Below are 21,275 nucleotides of genomic sequence, written 5' to 3'. Positions count from 1 at the left end.
CCGAATTGCAACTCAATCTGCTTCTAAAAAAATGATATTTTTTTAACGGCTCAGCGTGATGTCCAACGCTTCGTGAAGGCGCCTGTCGGATCATACATTTGCTGCTGAAAAGTAGGATTGAAGCGTGGAATTCGAGTCGCGTTTCCGACACCTGCGATATAAGCCCAGTTACCGTAATTTGAAGCGACGTCATAATCGATCAGTTGGCTTTCAAAGTATGACGCCCCGACGCGCCAGTCCTGTCCAAGCTCATGAGTCAAATAACTCGCAGTAATTTGCCGCCCACGATTCGACATCCATCCTGTTTCTCGAAATTCATGCATGAAGGCATCTACGAACGGTTGCCCGGTTCGTCCTTCGATCCACATCGAAATGATTGACTCGTCCGTCGACCAGACTTTACTCCCTTCTCCTAATCCGTGTGCAAGAAATAATCGGTTCTTTGTCTCACGCATCGTGAAATGAAAAAAGTCGCGCCAAAGTAACTCGAAATACAACCAGTATGTCGATTCATTAGCACCATGGCGTCTTTCCGCGTTTTGAAGTTCTGCCATGACCCGGCGTGGGGATAAGGAACCGTTCGCTAACCAGGCCGATAATTTGGAGGAATCATCCCGACCGAAACCATTCCGTGTTTCCTTATACGTAAAAACGGGTCCTTCCAAATACGCTTTTAATCTTGCTTTCCCCGTCATCTCGCCTCCTTCAAAGGGAAACGCAGCATCTGAGTCATAAGCGGGTAACGTAATAGCAGCCGTAGGGTATTCAAGCGCGATTGGTTGTTCAAAATGACCCGACCGCTCGACTTTCTTTCGAAAGGCCGAAAAGACATGCGCCAATTTATCGCTACCGATTTGTTCACGGCGGTACAACGTCTGTGTTTCATAGATGCGTGCCGTGAATTGTGCAAGCACTGCCTGCTCATCAATTAACTCGTAATACCCTGTCATTCGATGAAAATAAACGACGTCTCCCGGCTTCATAAACCGTCCCAACTGTTCGCTGACGTCCCCGGTTAAAATCGTTAACTCGATTCCGAGTCGTCCTAACTCTTTCTGAAGCGTCTGTAATGTTTCACGCTCAAATTTCAGTTGCGCATGTCCCCGTTCAAATCGTCTCGTATTTAACGGTTGTTGAACAAAAACAGCTTTGACCGTCGAATGTGCCTGCCGTGCCTGTGCTAAGGCTTCGTGATCATCGACACGTAAATCAGCACGGTACCATACGATTCCACTCATCATCTCGTCTCCTCTCACACTCGTCTAGTTTCATCATCTCAAGGATTTCGTGATTCGCCTACTCTGCAATATGCCGAAAAGGTTTCAGCTTTTTGTTTTCGTGGAATATAATTAATACAAAACGGTGTAAGGAGTGACAGGCAGATGGCTAAAAAAGGAAAATTAAGAACGTTAATCACGCTCGCGACGACAGTTGGACCAATCGTCTATAAGTTTTATAAACAACAACAATCTAAAAAAACGACGAACACCCCTAAATAAAACGTCAAGACGCGACGGACTTCATCGTCCCTCGCGTCTTTTTTGTTGTCATTTTTTACTGACACCAAGACTTTCCTCTTCATAAAACCGCCACGGATAGTGTGTCGCTTCACCGGCATTCGGAATCCCGACTCGTGTCGTCTCGATGATTTGTCCGGCTTGACCCGCAACGAGCCGGAACCGTTCTTGATACAAATCTTCTCCCGACTCTGCAGTCGTTAACCCGAAGGCCTGACAAAGCTTCGCCGGTCCGTTGACTAAGTTTTTGAGTTGGGCTTTTGTCAGTTCGTGATACGATCTATTAAATCGACGGTAGGCGATGATCTCATGACCTGAGATGATTTCCGCCCCACGCAGTAAAACGGCATACCCTTGTCCGACGTCTCCACAGACGAAATTTAAGCAATGATGCATGCCATAGGTGAAGTAGACATAGAGATGCCCCGCTTCACCGAACATCGGTGCCGTCCGTTTCGTCGGGCGGCCACTGTAAGAATGTGCAGCTTGATCGTACGGTCCGAGATACGCTTCGACCTCGACGATTCGCATCGTGACGTCATCAACCGTCAGCACACTTCCAATCAAGTCTTTGCCGACCTCAAGCGGCGATCGTTCAAAAAAACTCCGTTCCATTGCTGTCCCCTCCTATTCTTCCAATCACTCTTACGGAAATCAGAATCTTGAATTAGTCAAAACCAATTCAACTAAAAGAAACAGACTCCCTTCCAAAAGAGGAAGAAAGTCTGTTGTGATGATTATTGTTTGACAGCCGTCCGGATTGACAACTCATTTAATTGTGCGTCCGAGACCGGGCTCGGTGCTGCAGTCAATAAGTCGCTCGCCGACGCCGTTTTCGGGAAAGCGATCGTATCGCGTAAGTTTGTCCGTCCCGCGAGTAACATGATCAAGCGGTCAAGTCCGAGTGCAATTCCAGCATGCGGTGGTGTGCCGTATTCAAATGCTTCCATCAAGAAACCGAACTGTTCGTTCGCCTCTTCTTCCGTGAAACCAAGTAATTTGAACATCCGCTCTTGGATATCGCGCTCATAAATCCGTTGCGATCCGCCACCTAACTCATATCCGTTCAAGACAAGGTCATAGGCGACGGCAAGGACGCTGCCCGGGTCCGTTTCGAGTTTATCAAGATCTTCGCGGCGTGGCATCGTGAATGGATGGTGGTTCGCATAGAAACGACCGTCTTCTTCTTCGAATGTCACGAGCGGGAAGTCCGTCACCCACAGGAAGTTAAAGACCGTTTCGTCAATCAAACCAAGTTCTTTCGCCAGTTTTTGACGCAGTGCGCCGAGGCTGTCGGCAACGATTGACGCTTTTGCTGCGACGAAGACGAGTAAGTCGCCTGTTTCTGCTTCCGTCGCAGCGATAAGACGGGCAGCCGCTACTTCATCAAAGAATTTGGCAATTGGTCCGTTTAAGCCGTCCGGAGTCACTTTGACCCAGGCGAGACCTTTCGCGCCGTAAATGGCCGTGAACTCTTGTAATTTATCGATGTCTTTCCGCGAGAAGTTGTCTGCCGCCCCTTTGACGTTCAATGCTTTGACTTCGCCACCGGCTTCAAGTGCCATGTCGAAGACTTTAAAGCCCGCCCCTTTGACGGCTTCCGCAACATCGATCAGTTCGAGACCGAAGCGTGTATCCGGCTTGTCCGAACCGAACCGGCTCATCGCTTCTGCGTATGGCATCCGTGGGAATGGTGTCACGATGTCTTTTCCGAGTGTCTCTTTCATGACACGTGTCATCATCGACTCCATCATCGCATACAAGTCTTCCACGTCCATGAAGCTCGTTTCGATATCGACTTGTGTGAACTCCGGCTGACGGTCTGCCCGTAAGTCTTCGTCACGGAAACAACGTGCGATTTGGAAGTAGCGCTCAAAACCAGATACCATCAGTAACTGTTTAAACAACTGTGGTGATTGTGGCAAAGCATAGAATTCACCTGGGTGGACACGGCTTGGTACGAGATAGTCACGCGCGCCTTCCGGTGTCGACTTCGTCAAAATCGGTGTTTCGACTTCGAGGAAGTCCTGTTCGTCGAGGAAGTTCCGCATGATGTTCGACGCTTTCGAACGGAGGCGGAATGTCTCTTGGAGCGACGGACGACGTAAATCAAGGTAGCGATACTTCAAACGAAGATCTTCTGACGTTTGCTCTGCTTCTTCACTGATTGGGAATGGCGTCATTTTTGAAGCGTTCAAAATGACGACTTCATCCGCAACGACTTCAACGAGCCCCGTCGGCATGTTCGGGTTCGGATTTTCGCGTTGGACGACTTTCCCTTTAATATCAAGCACGTACTCGGAACGAATCGATTCTGCTAAGCGGTGTGCCTGTTCGTTTTCCGGTTGGAAGACGACTTGGACGATTCCTGTCCGGTCGCGAAGATCGAGGAAAATCAAGCCCCCGAGGTCACGTCGTTTTTGAACCCATCCTTTTAGCTGGACGGATTGTCCGATGACATCTTCCGTCACGTGTCCATTCATATGTGTGCGTCCGATCATTGTGTTGCCTCCTTTAATTTTGCGACGATCGTATCTGCGACCGCCGACAAGGGAACATCTGTCTGTTCGCCTGTCTCCATATTTTTTAACGCTGCGGCACCACGTTCAACTTCTTCATCACCGAGTATGACCGTATACCGCGCCTTCATCCGGTCTGCTGCCTTGAATTGCCCCTTAAATTTACGACCAAGATAATCACGATCTGCCGTGAGTCCTTCGAGACGCATCAATTGGAGAAGACGTGTCGCCGTTTTTTCGACTTCTTCGTTGCCTTGGGCGACGATGAAGACATCGATTGCCTCGTCGATTTCCGGCAGGACTTGTTCATTCTCAAGTGCCATCAAGAGACGCTCGATTCCGATTCCGAACCCAATCCCCGGTGTCGCAGGTCCACCGATTTGTTCGACGAGACCGTTATACCGTCCACCGCCGCAAAGCGTCGTAATCGCACCGAAACCTTCTGCCTCGGACATGATTTCAAACGACGTGTGATTGTAATAGTCAAGACCACGGACGAGTGTTGGATCGATGACATATTCAATCCCTAACGCATCGAGGTGTGACAAGACTTGATCGAAGTAATCTTTCGATGACGTGTTCAAGAAATCGAGAATCGATGGTGCCGTCGCCATACTCGGGTGGTTCCGGTCGACTTTACAGTCAAGGACACGCAACGGGTTCGCTTCTAAACGGTTTTGACAATCTTGACACAGCTCGTGTGCGACCGGCTTGAAGTGATTGACGAGTGCTTCGCGGTGCGCGGCACGACTTTCGCTATCACCAAGCGAGTTGATGACGAGTTTTAATTGTTTCAGACCGAATGACCGGTAGATGCTCATTGCGAGACTGATGACTTCTGCATCGATTGCCGGTTCTTCACTGCCGAGTGCTTCGACGCCGTACTGGTGGAGCTGACGGAAACGTCCTGCTTGCGGACGTTCATAACGGAACATCGGTCCGATGTAGAACAATTTCGTCGGCTGGTTCGGTGCTCCGTACAGTTTGTTCGTCACGAATGAACGCACGACCGCTGCCGTCCCTTCCGGACGAAGCGTAAATTGATCTTTTCCGCGTTTTTCGAGCATGAACATTTCTTTTTGAACGATGTCGGTCGTTTCTCCGACACCCCGTTTGAAGAGTTCTGTTTCTTCAAAGATTGGTGTCCGAATTTCTTTATAGTTGTATCGTTTACTGATCTCACGTAATTGATTTTCGATATACTGCCAGCGTTCAACCGTCCCTGGAAGGATATCAAACGTACCGCGTGGTAATTTCATCCTAATTCCTCCTTAAAAATGAATACAAAAAAGTCCTCGTCCGCAAAGGGACGAGAACTTGAAGATCCCGTGGTACCACCCTGGTTGCTGAAAAAATTCAGCCACTCGGTGCAGTTAACGCCTGCTTACGATTTTCCCTACTGCAGTGTTCAGGAAAATACCTCGGAAGGGTCTTTCACCCAATTCATCTGATCACCCTTTCAGCCAAGGGGCGACTCTCTAAGCAGACGAGGTCTTGGACTACTCCTCTTCGTCATCGGTTCTATAATCGTTCTATTACCATTTATATTGCATCGTTCCCGAAGTCCTGTCAAGACTTTGGTCACTTTTCTAAAATTAACGTGACCGGTCCGTCATTGATGAGGGCAATATCCATCATCGCACCGAACTGTCCCGTTTCGACCGTTACACCGTTCGAGCGAAGTCGTGTATTGAAAGCTTCATAAAGTTCATTTGCAAGATCCGGCTTCGCGGCTTCGGTAAATGCCGGACGCCGCCCTTTTTTGACGTCTCCGTATAACGTGAACTGGGAGACGGATAAAATCTTCCCGTCGACATCATCGAGTGAACGATTCATCCGTTCTTCCTCATCCTCGAACACGCGTAGCCCGGCAATTTTATCTGCTAACCAATTGACTTGATCGAGCGTGTCCTCATGCGTGACACCGACGAGCAATAAAAATCCCCGATCGATTTGACCGATGATTGATTCGTCGACCGTCACGCTCGCTTCTTTGACGCGTTGTAAAACGACTCTCATCCTATCCGCTCCTTACGTCATCATGACGCGATGGACTGCATACACGTCTGAGATTTGTTTAATCCGGTCAACGACCTTTTGTAAGTGATTGACGTTATTGATCGCGATCGTCATCGAAATCTTCGCTTGTTTGCTGTCATCGCCTTTACCGCTGACGGCAACGATGTTCGTGTTTGTTGCTGAAACAGACTGCAATACTTCATTGAGTAGACCCGCACGGTCGTACCCCGAGATTTCGATTTCGACGTTATAACTCTTGACCGTTTTTCCTTCATGCTCCCACTCGACTTCGAGCAAGCGTTCCGGATTTTGTTCATTCAAAACATTCAGGCAATCCGAACGGTGAATCGACACCCCGCGTCCACGCGTAATATAACCGACGATGTCGTCCCCGGGAACCGGGCTACAACAGCGACTCATCCGGACGAGCATATTGTCGATGCCTTTGACACGCACACCTTCTGGATTTTGTTTTTTCGGACGGTCAAATGTTTTCATCTCACTGATGGCGTCATTCAACTCAAGATTTTTAGATTCTTTATCTTTGCGTAACTTTTCCGTCAATTTGTGAGCGACTTGGGCAGCCGTCAAGCCATGGTAACCGACTGCGGCGTACATGTCTTCTTCTTGACCGAAGTTGAACTTCCGCGTGACGTCTTCGAGTGTTTTATCCGTGATGACTTCCTTCGGTTCAAAACCAAGTTTTTTAACTTCTGCTTCAATCAATTCGCGCCCTTTAAGGACATTTTCTTCGCGCTGTTGCCGTTTGAACCATTGACGGATTTTATTTTTCGCTTGACTCGAGACACAGATTTTTAACCAGTCCTTACTTGGACCGTAACTATGCTTCGACGTAACGATTTCAATGATATCGCCCGTTTTCAATTTATAATCGATTGGAACCATCCGTCCGTTGACCTTCGCACCAATCGTCCGGTGTCCGATCTCTGTATGAATACGGTAAGCATAATCGATCGGGACAGAGCCCTTCGGTAGCTCGATGACGTCGCCCTTTGGTGTAAAGACGTACAACATATCACTAAAGAAATCGACTTTGACGGATTCCATGAACTCTTCCGCGTCCGCTGTATCTTTTTGTAACTCCAGGATTTCACGGAAATGAGCAATCTTGTCTTCGAAGCCCGATTTCGCCTCTTGCTCTTTTCCTTCCTTGTACGCCCAGTGTGCGGCGATTCCGTACTCGGCGATGAAGTGCATGTCCCGTGTCCGAATTTGAACTTCGAGCGGCTCCCCTTTCGGTCCGATGACGGTCGTATGCAGCGACTGGTACATGTTCGGTTTCGGCATCGCGATGTAATCTTTGAATCGACCCGGCATCGGTTTGTATTGCGTATGAATGATACCAAGGACCGCGTAACAATCTTTGATTGAATCCACGATGATTCGGACTGCCATTAAATCATAAATTTCACTGAACTCTTTTTTCGAGTTTTGCATTTTATTATAGATCGAGTAAATGTGTTTTGGACGACCGTCGACCTCAGCAGCAATCTGTACTTCATCCAACACTTCATTGACCTCTCCGATGACGGAATTAACGAGCGCTTCACGTTCCGTTCGTTTTTGTTTCATCATCGAGACGATCCGGTAATATTGCTGTGGATTGATGTATCGGAGGCTGATGTCTTCAAGCTCCCATTTAATCGTCGAAATCCCGAGACGGTGTGCAAGCGGCGCGAAAATTTCGAGTGTTTCTTCCGCTTTTTGAACTTGCTTTTCTTTGACCATGTGTTGCAAGGTCCGCATGTTATGCAGACGGTCAGCAAGCTTAATCAAGATGACACGAATGTCTTCTGCCATCGCAATGAACATCTTCCGGTGATTCTCTGCTAACTCTTCACGTTTGGATTTATATTTAATTTTCCCGAGTTTCGTCACACCATCAACGAGCATCGCGACGTCCGGTCCAAAGCGTTCCGTCAACTCTTCAAGCGTAATGTCTGTATCTTCTACGACGTCATGAAGAAGCGCTGCGACAATCGTCGTGGCATCGAGTCCGATGTCGACAAGAATCCCGGCAACTTGTACCGGGTGAATGATATAAGGTTCACCCGATCGACGAAATTGTCCATCATGCTCGTCTTTTGCGAATTGGTAGGCACGTTCAATATCGTTCACTTCTGCCTCTGTCATGTATTCCGCACATCGAGCGAGAAGGTCTTCTACGTTTACGATTTGTTTATTTGTCATCCCTTTTCCTCACCCAGTCCCCGGGATTGCTTCCGCCTAAATCCCTAATATATACCTTCTATTATCGTGAAATCTTTATAAGATGTCAAAATAAAAAGAAATACCCCCCCGACAAGTTCGTCGGGAGAGTATTCCTGTCATTAGTCTTCGTAGCGAATCAATGACAAAATATCGTAACCTGCTAATTTTTCACGTCCACCAAGTCCATCCAATTCAATCAAGAACCCGATTCCGGCAACCGTACCACCAAGTTGTTCAATCATTTTGATCGTTGCTTCAATCGTCCCGCCTGTCGCAAGCAAATCATCCAGGATGACAACACGTTGCCCTGGTTTGATTGCATCATGGTGCATCGTCAAGACATCTTTGCCGTACTCAAGACCATACTCGACACGGACTGTCTCACGAGGGAGCTTGCCTTCTTTACGAACGGGCACAAAACCGATTTCCATCGCGTATGCCGCAGGGCAACCGACGACGAATCCACGTGCTTCCGGTCCTGCGATAACGTCTGCCCCTTGCTTGCGTGCGTAATCGACGAGTGCATCGACCGATTGTTTGTAAGCCGGACCATTTTCCATCAATGATGTGATGTCTTTAAAGCTGATTCCTTCTTTCGGCCAGTTCTCGACCTCTTTTATATGCTGTTTGAACTCCATGTCATTTCCTCCTGCTTCGCCGCTTCCACTAAAGTATCAAAACGCTCTTTCAACTGAGCGAGTGACGAATAAATGTATTGTTGCTCGAGACGTTGACGTTCTTCATGACGCTTGTACGTCGCGGCCTCCGTCAAATCTCGTTTTTCAGCGTCAGGGTTCACACCCGGTAGCCCGTCCTCCATTGTAACAAGAAAATCGAGTTCCGAAAACACTGAATGCATAAAGTTAATCGAACGTTTCGACCATTTTCTTGTTTTCGACAAACGTACGAGTCCGATTCGCAACTCTTCGCGTGGACATTTTGCGAAGTAATTAAAGTAATGCTTGAAGTCTTCACGCGACGGAATCGCCTCGAAGTAGTACCCTTCATCCTTAAACGCACAATAAATCCGCTCCGCCTGTTTCAAGTACGGTAAGAATGCTTCTTCCGTCTCCGGTAAGTCGAGGAACACAACATTTTCATGAATCGCTCCATTCAGCGGACGCTCGGCATATTTTTGTTTTGTCTCGTCCGAAAATGCAACGAGCGTCGTCTGTTCTTGGGGCAACTCAAAAATGTCCGTTAATGGTTTTTTCCCACCGCGGTAATCAAATAATTGATAATCGGCGACAGCCAAATCTTGAATCATCAATTGCGGCTTCCGAAAACCATTCCACTCATTGATGTTCAGACTCCCCATCAAGGAGACTTCAGCGAGTAGTGAAATTTCGTCTACCGCGTCACCGAAACCGAAACCAATCCCGTCTAACTCTGACGTTCCATCCGATAAGAGCGCCTTCAAATGGGTCAAATCACGGCCGATCCGTTTCATGTCCCGAATTTTAGCGTCTTCGATGACGATCCGTGGTGCCGGATTCCCCATACCGAACGGAGCTAAGCGACCAATTTCCTCAATCAATCCGATTGAAACGTCAGAGACGCATAGCCGCAAGTCGATCTCAATCGTCGCGATGAAGGCTTCATCCGGTAGTTTGGCAGCCTGTGCATTCAAGCGTTCACGTAACGTGACGACGTCATCCGACGAGAGTGTCATGCCGGCAGCTGCCGGGTGTCCACCGAAATGCGGTAAGATGTCTTCACATAGCGTCAACTCGGCAAATAAATCGAAGGCTGCAATCGAGCGACCAGACCCTTTCGCCGTCCCCTTCTCCGCATCATGACAAAGCATGATGACCGGACGGTGATATTTCTCGACGAGTCGTGAGGCGACGATGCCGACGACACCCGGGTTCCAGTTGTCCGCGTCAACAACAAGCACACGGTCTTCTAGATATTTTTCTTCGACAAGTGCTGTCGCTTCTTCCGCGATTTGTTTGACGATGTCTTGCCGTTGTTTATTTTGTTGGTCGAGCTGGTTCGCAAGTACGACGGCTTCCTCGAGTGTCTCAGCAAGTAACATCTCAAGTGCCGGCATCGCGGAATCGAGTCGACCGGCCGCATTGATCCGGGGACCGAATGCGAACCCGACCGATTCTTCCGTCAGTTCGTCTTCCGTCAAACTACAGACTTGGCGTAGTGCCAAGATGCCGGGACGCTCACTTCCATTCAACGCTTCAATTCCTTTTGTCGCAAGCAACCGGTTCTCATCGACGAGCGGTACTAAGTCGGCAATCGTTCCGAGCACGGCGAGGTCAAGCAACTCCGTCGGGACACGTTCGAGCAGTGCGTGTGCGACTTTAAAGGCAACACCTGCCCCAGCGAGTTTTGAGAACGGATAGTTGCGATCGACACCCGGGTGAATCATCGCATAGGCGTCCGGGAGAACTTCTTTCGCCTCATGGTGATCGGTGATGATGAGGTCGACACCTAACTCTTTTAAGACGGCTGCTTCCTTGATACCTGAAATCCCGCAGTCGACCGTGATGATTAATCCGAATCCTTCTTCGACCGCCCAGCGGAAGGCCGCTTCATTCGGTCCGTAGCCTTCCGTGAACCGGTTCGGGATATAACATTCTGCCATTGCCCCGATTTCAGTTAACGCATGCCACAAAATCGCAGCCGAACTGACACCATCGACATCATAATCCCCATAAATTAAAATCATTTCACCTTGATCGGCAGCTTCTTTAATCCGTGCGACGACTTTTTCCATATCCTGAAACAGGAATGGATCGTGGAACGGCATTTGTCCTGCTTCTAAAAAGGCCGTTGCCTGAGCCGGCGTCTCGAGACCACGCTGGACTAGCAGACGGGCTACGTTCGGTGAGACGGACGCTTGCGCGACCAGCTCGTCTATTTTTAGCGGATCGACTGCTTTGTCGAGCCATGTTTTTTTTGAATGATACATCCAATCCCTCCAATCAACTTCCCCATTATAAGACAAAACCCGCGTCAGGGATACCCAACGCGGATTGTCTTCATGAAGCTTGTTTTGGTTGTTTTAATGTGCGTTTTTTCATGACGAGCCAAAGTTGCGCAGCGATGAAGATCGATGAATACATCCCCATGAACAAACCGACAAGCAAGGCAAGACTGAAACCACGAATCGCTTCACTTCCGAAAATATAGAGGGCGGCAGCCGTCATGATGACGGTCACGACCGTATTGATTGAACGGATGATCGTTTGCTGAATCGATTCGTTGACGACGTCGCATAATTCATCAAACGAAACGGTTCTGCCGCCTTTTTCAGCACGCCCTAAATTTTCACGCACCCTGTCGAACGTCACGATCGTATCATTGACCGAGTACCCGATAATCGTCAGGACGGCGGCGATGAAGTACAGGTTGACTTCGATTTGGAAGAGTGAGAAGAACGCGATGATCATCAAGGCATCATGGAGCAAAGCAAGCACTGTCGCGATTCCATACGTCGGTTGGAAACGGAACGAGACATAGATGACAATTCCGATTGAAGCGAGCAAGACAGCGTACATCGCATTTCGGGCGATCTCACGACCCACTTGTGGGGAGACCGTTGAAATACTTGGTGCTTTATCATATTTCGCTTCAATCGTTTTGTTCATTTCCGCGACTTGTTCTTGACTGAACTCACCGACGAACGTGACGTTCGCGAGCGTACCGCCTTGCGCGAACTGAATCCCGTCGATTTCTTTTGCGTCGATTCCCGCTTCTTCAATGACGGACCGGACTTCACTTTCCTCGATTTGATTTTCCGAAGAAATTTCGACACGTGTCCCTTCCGTGAAGTCAATCCCGAGATTCAAGCCTCGGAATGAAAGCAACAGAACCGACAGGAGAACTAAAGCGATTGTGATCGTGAAGTAGACTTTGCGATGTTTTACATAATCGAATTTCGTAGGATTAAAGTTCACGAATTTCACTCTCCTTTACGCCAAACCATGATTTTTTCTTATCAAACCAACGGCTACTGACAAGAAGTTGCATCAAGTAACGAGAGATGAAGACGTTCGTGATGAACGTGACGGCAATCGAAACCATCAACATGATCGCAAACCCTTTGACGGTACTCGTTCCGAAGTAATAGAGGACACCTGCTGAAATCAGCGTCGTTAAGTTCGCATCTAAAATCGTTCCGAATGAACGGCGATTCCCGGCTTTGAATGCCGACAAAACAGATTTCCCACTACGTAGCTCATCTTTAATCCGCTCTGCAGTGATGATGTTCGCATCGACCGCCATCCCGACTCCAAGGACGAGTGCCGCGATACCCGGTAAGGTCAAGACGGCATTGATTCCGTTGAAGAAGATCATGACGAGGTAAATATAGAACAACAACGTGATGATTGAGACGAAACCAGATACACGGTAGAACAGCAACATGAATAAGAAGACTGCCGCAACACCGATCATTGATGCAAATAATGTTTGATCAAGCGCATCTTTCCCGAATGCCGCCGACACTGATGTCGAGTAGATTTCATCAAGCTTAACCGGTAATGCCCCAGCATTTAAAATGGATGACAATTGTTTTCCGTACTCGGCGTCGATATCGCCACCCGAGATGATTGCTTTATCCGAGTTGATTGGCTGATTGACTGACGCATCAGATACAATTTTCGAATTTTCTTTTTGAATCTCTTTTTCGTACGTGTCACCTTTCGCATAATCAAGCCAAATAACGAGACGATTATCCGGCGCTTGTTTTTGCGAAATCTGTTGTGTCACTTCATAGAACTTCTCTTTTGATTTCAATGTTAATTCGACGAGTGGTTCGTTCGTATTCGGATCATATCCGACTTTCGCACCCTTCGCCTTTAAATCCGATCCGTCAAGCAACAGCTTATCGTCGATATCACGGAATGATAACTCGGCTGTCGAAGATAGAATCTGACGTGCTTCGCTTTGGTTTTTGACACCCGCGAGTTGTACACGAATCCGGTCTTTCCCTTCGATTCGGATGTCCGGCTCCGATACACCGAGAACGTTGACACGGTTTTCGATTGCCGTCAACGTCGCGCTCATCGCTGTATCATCGATGACATCCCCCTCTTTTAAGGGTTGAACTTCATACAACACTTCGAACCCGCCCTTTAAATCAAGACCGAGTTTCGTGTCTTTCAAGAGCCATGTCGACGTCGTGCCGATCAAGATGAGTAATGCGGCGACGATAATGAAGAACGTGGCTAGTTTTCCTTTCTTAACCATGCTACATTGTCCTTTCTCTAAAACCCCAGTATATTTTCAGACAACTTTCGTATCCTATCCTAGCTTACATAAGAATTGGTAATCATAGCAATCGTTTTTCTCATATAAAGACAGAAAAGACGCTCCGAAATTCGGAAAGCGTCTTTTTCTTGCCTTATTCGACGGTTTCGTCGTCCATGACAGTCGTTGATTTTTTTGTAACTTCCGCGACTGCACTACGATTGAACGTCAATTGGGAATTCCCTGATTTTAATGTAACTGTCGTTTCATCAACCTTTTGTACGACTCCGTGGAGTCCACCGATTGTAACGACCGTGTCGCCGCGTGATAATTGCGTTTGCATTTCACGGACTTGCTTCTGGCGTTTGTTCTGTGGACGAATCAACAAGAAATAGAACACCACGAAGATCAAAATCATCGGGAGGAATGTGATTAGTTGTTGCATCTGACTCAGCTCCTTTTCATTCAAATCACGTTCATTATACCTTGAAACGATTGATTTGTCAGATGATAACTCAGAAATTCTTTGCGTTTGGTAAATTATAACCGTATTCTTCGAAGAACTCATCCTTGAAATCAAGTAAACGGTCCTCTCGAATCGCTTGGCGAACGCCCTCCATCAATTTGACGAGGAAGTGAAGGTTATGTGTCGAACAGAGATGTAAACCGAACGTTTCCTGGGCACGAATCAAGTGGTGGATGTAGGCACGTGAGTAATTTTTACATGCATAGCAATCACACTTTTCGTCGAGCGGACGGAAATCGCGTGCATATTTCGCATTACGGACGACAAGCCGGCCGCTTGATGTCATCAACGTTCCGTTACGCGCAATCCGCGTCGGTAAGACACAGTCGAACATATCGATACCGCGAATCGCCCCTTCAATCAAGGCATCCGGTGATCCGACACCCATCAAGTAACGTGGTTTATCTTCCGGCATGAGTGGCGTCGTGAATTCGAGCGCCCGGTACATGACATCTTTCGGTTCTCCGACAGACAAACCACCGACGGCATAGCCTGGGAAGTCGAGTGATGCAAGGTCACGTGCGCTTTGACGACGTAAGTCTTCGTACTCGCCCCCTTGGATGATCCCGAACAAGGCTTGATCTTGCGGCCGTTCATGCGCCGTCAAGCAACGTTCTGCCCAGCGACTTGTCCGTTCGACCGATGCTTTCATGTATTCGTGTGACGCCGGGAACGGCGGACATTCGTCAAACGCCATCATGATGTCTGAACCGAGTGCGTTTTGAATCTCCATCGCTTTTTCCGGTGAGAGGAACAGCTTGTCCCCGTTCAAGTGATTCCGGAAGTGGACGCCTTCTTCCGTGATGTTCCGGAGGTCAGCGAGTGAGAAGACCTGGAAACCACCAGAATCCGTTAAAATCGCGCCATCCCAGTTCATGAACTTGTGTAGACCGCCTGCTTCTTTGATGACGTCGTGCCCCGGACGAACCCAGAGATGATAGGTGTTCGAGAGAATGATGTTTGCGTTCATGTCCTTGATTTGTTCCGGTGCCATCGTCTTGACCGTCGCTTGCGTTCCGACTGGCATGAAGACAGGTGTTTCGAAGCTACCGTGCGGCGTGTGGACGATTCCTAACCGCGCACCTGATTGTTTACATGTCTTAATGTGTTCGTATGTTACTGCGTGTTTTGTCATCGGTTTAATTCCTCTCTTGTTAAGAACATCGCGTCACCGAAACTAAAGAATCGGTATCCGTTTGCGACGGCTTCTTCGTATGCGTGTAAAATGTGTTCGCGGGTCGACAGTGCGGAGACAAGCATGATTAACGTCGACTTCGGCAAATGGAAATTCGTAATCAAACCATCGATCGCCTTCACTTCCTGCCCCGGGTAAATAAAGATGTCCGTCCAGCCCGTCGCTTCGACGAAGTCACCATGATCACGGATAACTGTCTCAAGTGTCCGCGTCGACGTCGTTCCGACCGCGATGATCCGTCCGCCGCGCGCTCGTGTCTCACGTAAAATTGCTGCTGAACTTTCCGGCAGTTCATAATATTCACTATGCATCTTATGACTGTCGACGTCATCGACCGAAACCGGACGGAACGTACCGAGACCGACATGTAACGTGAGCGGTGCTAGTGTAACGCCTTTATCCGTCAATGCTTTCAGCAATTCCGGTGTGAAGTGGAGTCCAGCAGTCGGTGCCGCAGCACTCCCGCGTTCGCGCGCATACACCGTCTGGTAACGATCTTGATCGTCGAGTTGCTCGTGAATATAAGGTGGAAGCGGCATCGTCCCGAGCTCGTCGAGGACTTCATAAAAGATACCGTCATACGAGAACTTCAAAATTCGTCCGCCATCGTCGAGCGCTTCGACGCATTCAGCTTTAAGTAAGCCGTCACCAAACGTAATCACCGTTCCCGGCTTCACACGTTTCGCTGGTTTTGCGAGCGTCTCCCAGACATCATCACTCGTCTGCTTCAATAACAACAGCTCGATTTTTCCACCGGTTTCTTCTTTGACACCAAACAAACGGGCTGGTAAGACTTTTGTATCATTGATGACGAGCGTGTCGCCCGCATTGAAATGCGAGACGATATCATGGAACCGTTCGTGACGTAACGCTCCCGTCTCACGATCAATCACCATCAGCTTCGAGCTCGTCCGGTCGAGTAAGGGAACTTGGGCAATCTGTTCTTCCGGCAAATGAAAATCAAATAAGTTTACATCCATGAGTCAATTTCCTTCTTTCAATCCTAAATGTTGCCGCGCGAACGGTGTCAAAACCCGGCCGCGTGGGGTTCGTTGTAAAAATCCTTGTTGTAACAGGTACGGTTCGTAGACGTCTTCAATCGTCTGTGCGTCCTCCCCGATCGTTGCGGCAATCGTTTCGAGTCCGACGGGTCCGCCAGCAAACCGTTCAGCGAGTGAACGGAGTAACCGGTGATCGACATCATCCAGTCCGAGCGCATCGACATGGAGCCGGTCGAGTGCACTCGTCGCGAGTGTCGCATCGATTTCTGTTTGATGGGCGACCTGGGCAAAATCACGCACCCGGCGTAATAAGCGATTGGCGACCCGTGGCGTTCCACGCGAGCGGAGCGCGATGGCTTCCGCCGCCATCCGGTCTGCTTCAAATCCGAATAGACGTGACGTCCGGGTAACAATCGCTGAGAGCTCCGGCATCGTGTAATACTCAAGTTTCAGTGTCACACCGAAGCGGTCACGGAGCGGGGCAGACAGCATCCCGGCCCGCGTCGTCGCACCGACGAGCGTAAACGGTGGCAAGTCAATCCGGACACTGCGGGCCAGTTCGCCTTGTCCGATCACGATATCAAGGCAATAATCTTCCATCGCCGGATACAGAATTTCTTCGATTGAACGACTGAGCCGATGAATTTCATCGATGAATAAGACATCTCCCGGTTCGAGTGACGAGAGGATTGCTGCTAAGTCACCCGGTCGCTCGATTGCCGGTCCTGCTGTCGTCTTGACACCGACGCCCATCTCATTGGCGATGATCGTCGCAAGTGTCGTCTTTCCGAGACCAGGAGGGCCATAAAGCAGAACGTGATCGAGCGTCTCTTGACGAATCTTCGCCGCTTCGATGAAGACACTTAAGTTTCCTTTTGCCTTCTCTTGACCGATGTACTGATCAAGTGTTTGCGGACGTAGACTCCACTCTTCTTGATCTTCTGCATGGGCTGATTCTGATAAAATCCGCTCTTCCATTTTGTCCTCACCTCACATTCAATAACAACTGAAGGGCCCGCTTGACATATTGATCCGTTGAGAGCACTTCGGCTTGAAGCGCCTTCTTGACTTTTTCGACTTCACGGTCACTGTACCCGAGAGCCGTCAAGGCTTCACATGCTTCGTTCAACTCGGCATTACTTTGGGCGAACAGCCCTTCGCTCGGTACATAATCCGGAGCGAGCTCGGCTAATTTTCCTTTTAAATCAAGTGTCATCTGTTTCGCCGTCTTTTTACCGACGCCCGGGAACTTGATGAGGTAACTTTCTTTTTCCTGTTCAATCGCTTCTACAAGCGCGTCAACATTTCCTGATGCGACGATTGCGAGTGCCCCTTTTGGACCAATTCCTGTCACACCAAGCAATTTCGTGAACAATGCGCGTTCGCGTCGTGAACGGAATCCGAACAATACTTCTTGATCTTCTCTCACATAATGATACGTATATACGATAACCTGTTCGTCTCCGGTCCGATAAAAAAACGGGTTCGGTGCTACGATTTTGTAGCCAATCCCCCCGACTTCGATCGTCACGAATTCCGCACAGACATAAGCGACCTCGCCGCGTACGAATTCTATCAATTTAGAACGCTCCCATCCAATTACAAACTCTCGTGCTATTGTAGCATATAACTCTGATTTGCTTCAAAATGTTCTTCCGACAAAAAACGCCTCACCGATGAGTTTAATCGGCAAGGCGCCGTCTGATTTATGATCGGTCGAGCATCCGCTCCAGTGCCAAGACGGCATATTCCGTCGTCTCGGCATCGACGCTGATGATGTTGACAGGTGTGCCACGCTCGACTTGTTCGAGTGACCAGGCGAGGTGTGGTAAATCAATCCGGTTCATCGTCAAGCAGGGACACATGAATGGATTGAGGGATACGATATCTTGCTCCGGGAAATCCTTCGCCAACCGGTTGACGAGATTCATCTCTGTTCCGATCGCCCATTTCGTGCCGGCTGCCGCCTGCTTCACCTGATTGATGATATAGGCTGTCGAACCGTTTAAATCTGCTGCTTCGACGACCTCAAACGAGCATTCTGGATGGACGAGAATCCGGCGTGCCGGATCCGTCAGCCGGAACTGTTCAATTTGACCGACCGTGAACTTTTCGTGGACCGAACAATGTCCTTTCCACAAAATGACGCGGATGTCCGAATCCTCCCCGTCAAACACCAACTCATCGTTAATCGGATCCCAGACCGCCATCTGTTCGAGCGGAATCCCGAGCGCATGCGCCGTGTTTCGTCCTAAATGTTGATCCGGCAGGAAAAACAGGATATTTCGTTCCGCAAGCGCCCATTCGACCATCTTGACAGCATTCGATGAAGTCACCGTCGCTCCCCCATGGCGTCCGACGAACGCTTTGATTTCTGCTGTCGAGTTGACGTAGGTCAAAGGTAAAATCGAGTCACCGAGCCGATTGACGAGATAGGCATAGGCGCGTTCCGTTTGATAGCCGTTCGCCATGTCCGCCATCGAACAGCCGGCACGCATGTCGGGCAAGACGACCGTATGTTCAGGCTGTGTTAACATATCAGCGGTTTCTGCCATGAAATGGACACCACAAAAAACGGTATACTCGGCCTCCGTCATCTGTTTCGCGATTTGCGCCAGTTGAAGCGAGTCCCCTGTCGCGTCAGCAAACTGGACGACTTCATCCTTTTGATAATGGTGCGCCGGCAAAAACAACCGACTGCCCATCCGGTGTTTGACCCCTTCAATGATTGCTATTAATTCTGCCTCTGTTTTTTCTAAGTACTGTCCGGGAATCCCTTGATTCGCCAATAAATCAAAGCTCATCTTTTTTTCCTCCTTGAATTTTCATACTGATATCGAGTGCCGGCGCTGAATGTGTCAACGCCCCGACTGAGATGACATTTGCTCCGCTATCCGCGTAGTCTGGCAACGTATCAACTGTAATACCGCCGGAAATTTCCACCGTGATATGCGATGGGATCAGTTGCCGGAGCTGTTTGATTTCTGCAGGTGTTCGGTTGTCGAGCATGATGATGTCGACACCGGCTTTGACCGCTTCGTCGACTTCCGATTCTGTCTCGACTTCGACTTCGATCGGCGTCGTATGCCCGACGGCACGTTTTGCCCGTTTGACTGCCTCCGTGATCGACCCTGCTGCCGTGATGTGATTATCTTTAATCATCACGGCGTCATCTAGGCGCCCCCGGTGATTGAAGCCACCACCGACGCGAACAGCATGTTTTTCAAGCATCCGTAGACCTGGTGTCGTCTTGCGTGTATCCGCGATGCGAATTCGTCCATCTGCCCGGTCAACAGCACTGCGTGTCAATGTCGCAATACCTGACGTCCGTTGAATCAAATTAAGCGCTACCCGTTCTCCGCTTAAAATCGAACGCAAGTCGCCCGTCCATTCCGCAAGAACTTGTCCCCGCTTGATTGCTTGCCCATCTTCAACCTGTTGAATGAATGTCACCTCTAGCAATCGTGCAAGCTCACGCAACACGGCGACGCCGCAAAAGATGCCATCCTCTTTCGCAAGGAATCGTCCCGTCCCTTGCTCGTGTCCAGTCAGACAAAGTTCACTCGTGATGTCTTGATGTCCGATATCCTCGATTAAAAATCCTTCAAGTTGTTGCTGCAGGTGCCATCTGTTCATTCGTTTGTCGCTCCTCTTTTAATCGACGTAATGCTCCTTCGAGGAGGAGACGTCCCGTCATGATGTGTAATCGATTTTGTTCCGCCTGCCGCCCCGTTTGCTGAACCGACTCGCTCATTAATTGCTCAAGGGTGGCTTGAAGACGGTCTTCTTTAAGTTCAACCGTTAAGACTTCACTCAACTTCTCCTGTAAAACATCATCCTCACATCCAAAGACCGGTCGGAATGCAGGTAGTGCCCTCCGAGGTGCGAGCTGCAACTGCCGTGCCACGGCTTTTCCCATCACAAAACATTCGAGCAACGAGTTCGAAGCGAGACGATTCGTGCCGTGTAATCCGATTGATGCCGTCTCGCCGACTGCGTACAAACCAGCGACGGACGTTTGTCCTGCAAGATCCGTTTTAATCCCACCCATCAAAAAGTGGACACCGGTCGTCACCTCGACAAGCTTTGGATTTATGTTCAATTTTTCACATTTTTGGACGAATGTCGGGAAGCGTTCCGCTAATTGCACGACCGGTGTCGTGTTGAGGTAAACCGATTCCTGTTTTCGGACTGCCGTGATCATAGCCGCCACTTCGTCCCGTGCCGCTAAGTCCCCTTCCGGATGATTGTCCATCACACGGTGACCATCGCGCGTCATTAAGTATGCTCCCGCACCTCTCAACGCCTCTGTGATTAAGCCAACGGATTTTCCATGGTGGACTAAAATCGTTGGATGGTGTTGGACGTACCCTAAATCAGACAAGTTTGCCCCGACGGCAGCAGCAAGTGCTAATCCGTCTCCGGTGATCGTAGTATCATTCGTCGAAGTCGACAAAAGGCCGCCGATTCCTCCTGTCGCCAGGACGACGGCACGTGCTGAAATTTCAATCCGCTCTTCGCCGCGATATCCTGCTGCTCCGACGACACGTCCGCCAGACGTTAACAATTGTGTGATGACGGTCTGCTCAAGGACTGGATGCGTGATTTTTTCAGATAGTGTTTCCATCATCCGGCACCCAGTCTGGTCACCCCCGCTATGGAATATCCGCGGAAGACCGTGCGCTCCCTCGCGCCCAACCGCGTACTCACCATTCTCTTGACGGTCGAAGATGACACCCAGTGCTTCGAGTTCAGAAATCACTGTCCTTCCTTCGCGTGTTACGAACTCCACGGCTTCAGGGTTCACCCATCCTTTTGCAGCGCGGACTGTATCTGCGCGATGTGCCTCGTGATCATCCTCGAGCGCCGAAGAAGCAATCCCCCCTTGTGCCCGCATCGAGTTCGTCTCACTTCTAGTTCCTTTCGTGACGAGTAATGCGCGCAGATTGTCCGGTAAGTGGAGTGCGACCGTGATTGCTGCAAGCCCTGTCCCGACAATCAAGACATCGGTCACGAAATGTTTATGTAAAGACATTTGTTTTACACCTCTGTTTTTTT

The 21,275-nt window shown here is 49.3% G+C and carries 16 protein-coding genes, 1 pseudogene and 1 other annotated feature; all 17 genes and pseudogenes read right to left on the bottom strand.

Annotated elements, in window-relative coordinates; translation table 11 throughout:
* Positions 1-50: 50 nt before the first annotated feature.
* Positions 51-1,238, bottom strand: a complete 1,188-nt coding sequence (locus KNQ02_RS02745) for a DASH family cryptochrome (protein ID WP_214807268.1) — start codon at positions 1,236-1,238, stop codon at positions 51-53.
* 309 nt (positions 1,239-1,547) lie between these two features.
* Positions 1,548-2,132, bottom strand: coding sequence for a DNA-3-methyladenine glycosylase (locus tag KNQ02_RS02740; protein ID WP_214804392.1), 585 nt, complete (start codon positions 2,130-2,132; stop codon positions 1,548-1,550).
* Between the two features lie 122 nt (positions 2,133-2,254).
* Positions 2,255-4,018 carry an aspartate--tRNA ligase gene (gene aspS, locus KNQ02_RS02735; protein WP_088837517.1) on the bottom strand — a complete coding sequence of 588 codons (1,764 nt, stop codon included), beginning with the start codon at positions 4,016-4,018 and terminating at the stop codon, positions 2,255-2,257.
* Positions 4,015-5,295, bottom strand: a complete 1,281-nt coding sequence (hisS, locus tag KNQ02_RS02730) for a histidine--tRNA ligase (RefSeq protein WP_088837518.1) — start codon at positions 5,293-5,295, stop codon at positions 4,015-4,017. Before hisS ends, aspS begins: the two co-directional genes overlap by 4 nt.
* A gap of 43 nt (positions 5,296-5,338) precedes the next feature.
* Positions 5,339-5,561, bottom strand: a binding site (T-box leader).
* 56 nt (positions 5,562-5,617) lie between these two features.
* Positions 5,618-6,055, bottom strand: a complete 438-nt coding sequence (gene dtd / locus KNQ02_RS02725) for a D-aminoacyl-tRNA deacylase (protein ID WP_088837519.1) — start codon at positions 6,053-6,055, stop codon at positions 5,618-5,620.
* 12 nt (positions 6,056-6,067) lie between these two features.
* Positions 6,068-8,266: a RelA/SpoT family protein gene (locus tag KNQ02_RS02720; protein ID WP_214807267.1), complete on the bottom strand. Its 2,199-nt coding sequence runs from the start codon at positions 8,264-8,266 to the stop codon at positions 6,068-6,070.
* A gap of 140 nt (positions 8,267-8,406) precedes the next feature.
* The gene (locus tag KNQ02_RS02715) at positions 8,407-8,925 is read right to left on the bottom strand and encodes an adenine phosphoribosyltransferase (protein ID WP_029331033.1); all 519 of its coding nucleotides are present in this window, start codon (positions 8,923-8,925) and stop codon (positions 8,407-8,409) included.
* A complete protein-coding gene (recJ, locus tag KNQ02_RS02710) occupies positions 8,904-11,213 on the bottom strand; it encodes a single-stranded-DNA-specific exonuclease RecJ (RefSeq protein ID WP_088837521.1) in 2,310 nt (769 codons plus the stop codon). The genes KNQ02_RS02715 and recJ overlap by 22 nt, the downstream gene beginning before the upstream one ends.
* A gap of 70 nt (positions 11,214-11,283) precedes the next feature.
* Positions 11,284-13,495 (bottom strand): annotated as a pseudogene (secD, locus tag KNQ02_RS15605) (protein translocase subunit SecD).
* Positions 13,496-13,649: 154 nt separating this feature from the next.
* Positions 13,650-13,940: a preprotein translocase subunit YajC gene (yajC, locus tag KNQ02_RS02695; RefSeq protein ID WP_029331035.1), complete on the bottom strand. Its 291-nt coding sequence runs from the start codon at positions 13,938-13,940 to the stop codon at positions 13,650-13,652.
* Between the two features lie 70 nt (positions 13,941-14,010).
* Positions 14,011-15,156: a tRNA guanosine(34) transglycosylase Tgt gene (gene tgt / locus KNQ02_RS02690; protein ID WP_088837522.1), complete on the bottom strand. Its 1,146-nt coding sequence runs from the start codon at positions 15,154-15,156 to the stop codon at positions 14,011-14,013.
* Positions 15,153-16,196, bottom strand: coding sequence for a tRNA preQ1(34) S-adenosylmethionine ribosyltransferase-isomerase QueA (gene queA / locus KNQ02_RS02685; RefSeq protein ID WP_088837523.1), 1,044 nt, complete (start codon positions 16,194-16,196; stop codon positions 15,153-15,155). The genes tgt and queA overlap by 4 nt, the downstream gene beginning before the upstream one ends.
* 3 nt (positions 16,197-16,199) lie before the next feature.
* A complete protein-coding gene (gene ruvB, locus KNQ02_RS02680; RefSeq protein WP_088837524.1) occupies positions 16,200-17,195 on the bottom strand; it encodes a Holliday junction branch migration DNA helicase RuvB in 996 nt (331 codons plus the stop codon).
* Between the two features lie 7 nt (positions 17,196-17,202).
* Complete coding sequence (ruvA, locus tag KNQ02_RS02675; protein ID WP_029331039.1) at positions 17,203-17,796, bottom strand: Holliday junction branch migration protein RuvA; 594 nt, start codon at positions 17,794-17,796, stop codon at positions 17,203-17,205.
* Between the two features lie 127 nt (positions 17,797-17,923).
* Positions 17,924-19,021 carry a quinolinate synthase NadA gene (gene nadA, locus KNQ02_RS02670; RefSeq protein ID WP_088837525.1) on the bottom strand — a complete coding sequence of 366 codons (1,098 nt, stop codon included), beginning with the start codon at positions 19,019-19,021 and terminating at the stop codon, positions 17,924-17,926.
* Positions 19,011-19,853 (bottom strand): carboxylating nicotinate-nucleotide diphosphorylase, encoded by an 843-nt coding sequence (gene nadC, locus KNQ02_RS02665; RefSeq protein WP_214768680.1) that lies wholly within the window; start codon positions 19,851-19,853, stop codon positions 19,011-19,013. Before nadC ends, nadA begins: the two co-directional genes overlap by 11 nt.
* On the bottom strand, positions 19,822-21,252 hold the full coding sequence (locus KNQ02_RS02660; protein WP_214804390.1) for an L-aspartate oxidase: 1,431 nt from the start codon (positions 21,250-21,252) through the stop codon (positions 19,822-19,824). The genes nadC and KNQ02_RS02660 overlap by 32 nt, the downstream gene beginning before the upstream one ends.
* Between the last annotated feature and the right edge of the window lie 23 nt (positions 21,253-21,275).

The organism is Exiguobacterium sp. s102 (genome assembly GCF_018618635.1).
GTDB classification, from domain to species: domain Bacteria; phylum Bacillota; class Bacilli; order Exiguobacteriales; family Exiguobacteriaceae; genus Exiguobacterium_A; species Exiguobacterium_A oxidotolerans.
The sequence above is the reverse complement of the archived record's forward strand: the minus strand, read 5'-3'. Positions and strand labels throughout refer to the sequence as shown.

What these genes read in the sequence shown, in the direction of transcription:
- KNQ02_RS02745 (WP_214807268.1), bottom strand. Translation starts at nt 1,238, where the DNA reads ATGAGTGGAATCGTATGGTACCGTGCTGATTTACGTGTCGATGATCAC.
- KNQ02_RS02740 (WP_214804392.1), bottom strand. Translation starts at nt 2,132, where the DNA reads ATGGAACGGAGTTTTTTTGAACGATCGCCGCTTGAGGTCGGCAAAGAC.
- aspS (WP_088837517.1), bottom strand. Translation starts at nt 4,018, where the DNA reads ATGATCGGACGCACACATATGAATGGACACGTGACGGAAGATGTCATC.
- hisS (WP_088837518.1), bottom strand. Translation starts at nt 5,295, where the DNA reads ATGAAATTACCACGCGGTACGTTTGATATCCTTCCAGGGACGGTTGAA.
- dtd (WP_088837519.1), bottom strand. Translation starts at nt 6,055, where the DNA reads ATGAGAGTCGTTTTACAACGCGTCAAAGAAGCGAGCGTGACGGTCGAC.
- KNQ02_RS02720 (WP_214807267.1), bottom strand. Translation starts at nt 8,266, where the DNA reads ATGACAAATAAACAAATCGTAAACGTAGAAGACCTTCTCGCTCGATGT.
- KNQ02_RS02715 (WP_029331033.1), bottom strand. Translation starts at nt 8,925, where the DNA reads ATGGAGTTCAAACAGCATATAAAAGAGGTCGAGAACTGGCCGAAAGAA.
- recJ (WP_088837521.1), bottom strand. Translation starts at nt 11,213, where the DNA reads ATGTATCATTCAAAAAAAACATGGCTCGACAAAGCAGTCGATCCGCTA.
- yajC (WP_029331035.1), bottom strand. Translation starts at nt 13,940, where the DNA reads ATGCAACAACTAATCACATTCCTCCCGATGATTTTGATCTTCGTGGTG.
- tgt (WP_088837522.1), bottom strand. Translation starts at nt 15,156, where the DNA reads ATGACAAAACACGCAGTAACATACGAACACATTAAGACATGTAAACAA.
- queA (WP_088837523.1), bottom strand. Translation starts at nt 16,196, where the DNA reads ATGGATGTAAACTTATTTGATTTTCATTTGCCGGAAGAACAGATTGCC.
- ruvB (WP_088837524.1), bottom strand. Translation starts at nt 17,195, where the DNA reads ATGGAAGAGCGGATTTTATCAGAATCAGCCCATGCAGAAGATCAAGAA.
- nadA (WP_088837525.1), bottom strand. Translation starts at nt 19,021, where the DNA reads ATGAGCTTTGATTTATTGGCGAATCAAGGGATTCCCGGACAGTACTTA.
- nadC (WP_214768680.1), bottom strand. Translation starts at nt 19,853, where the DNA reads ATGAACAGATGGCACCTGCAGCAACAACTTGAAGGATTTTTAATCGAG.
- KNQ02_RS02660 (WP_214804390.1), bottom strand. Translation starts at nt 21,252, where the DNA reads ATGTCTTTACATAAACATTTCGTGACCGATGTCTTGATTGTCGGGACA.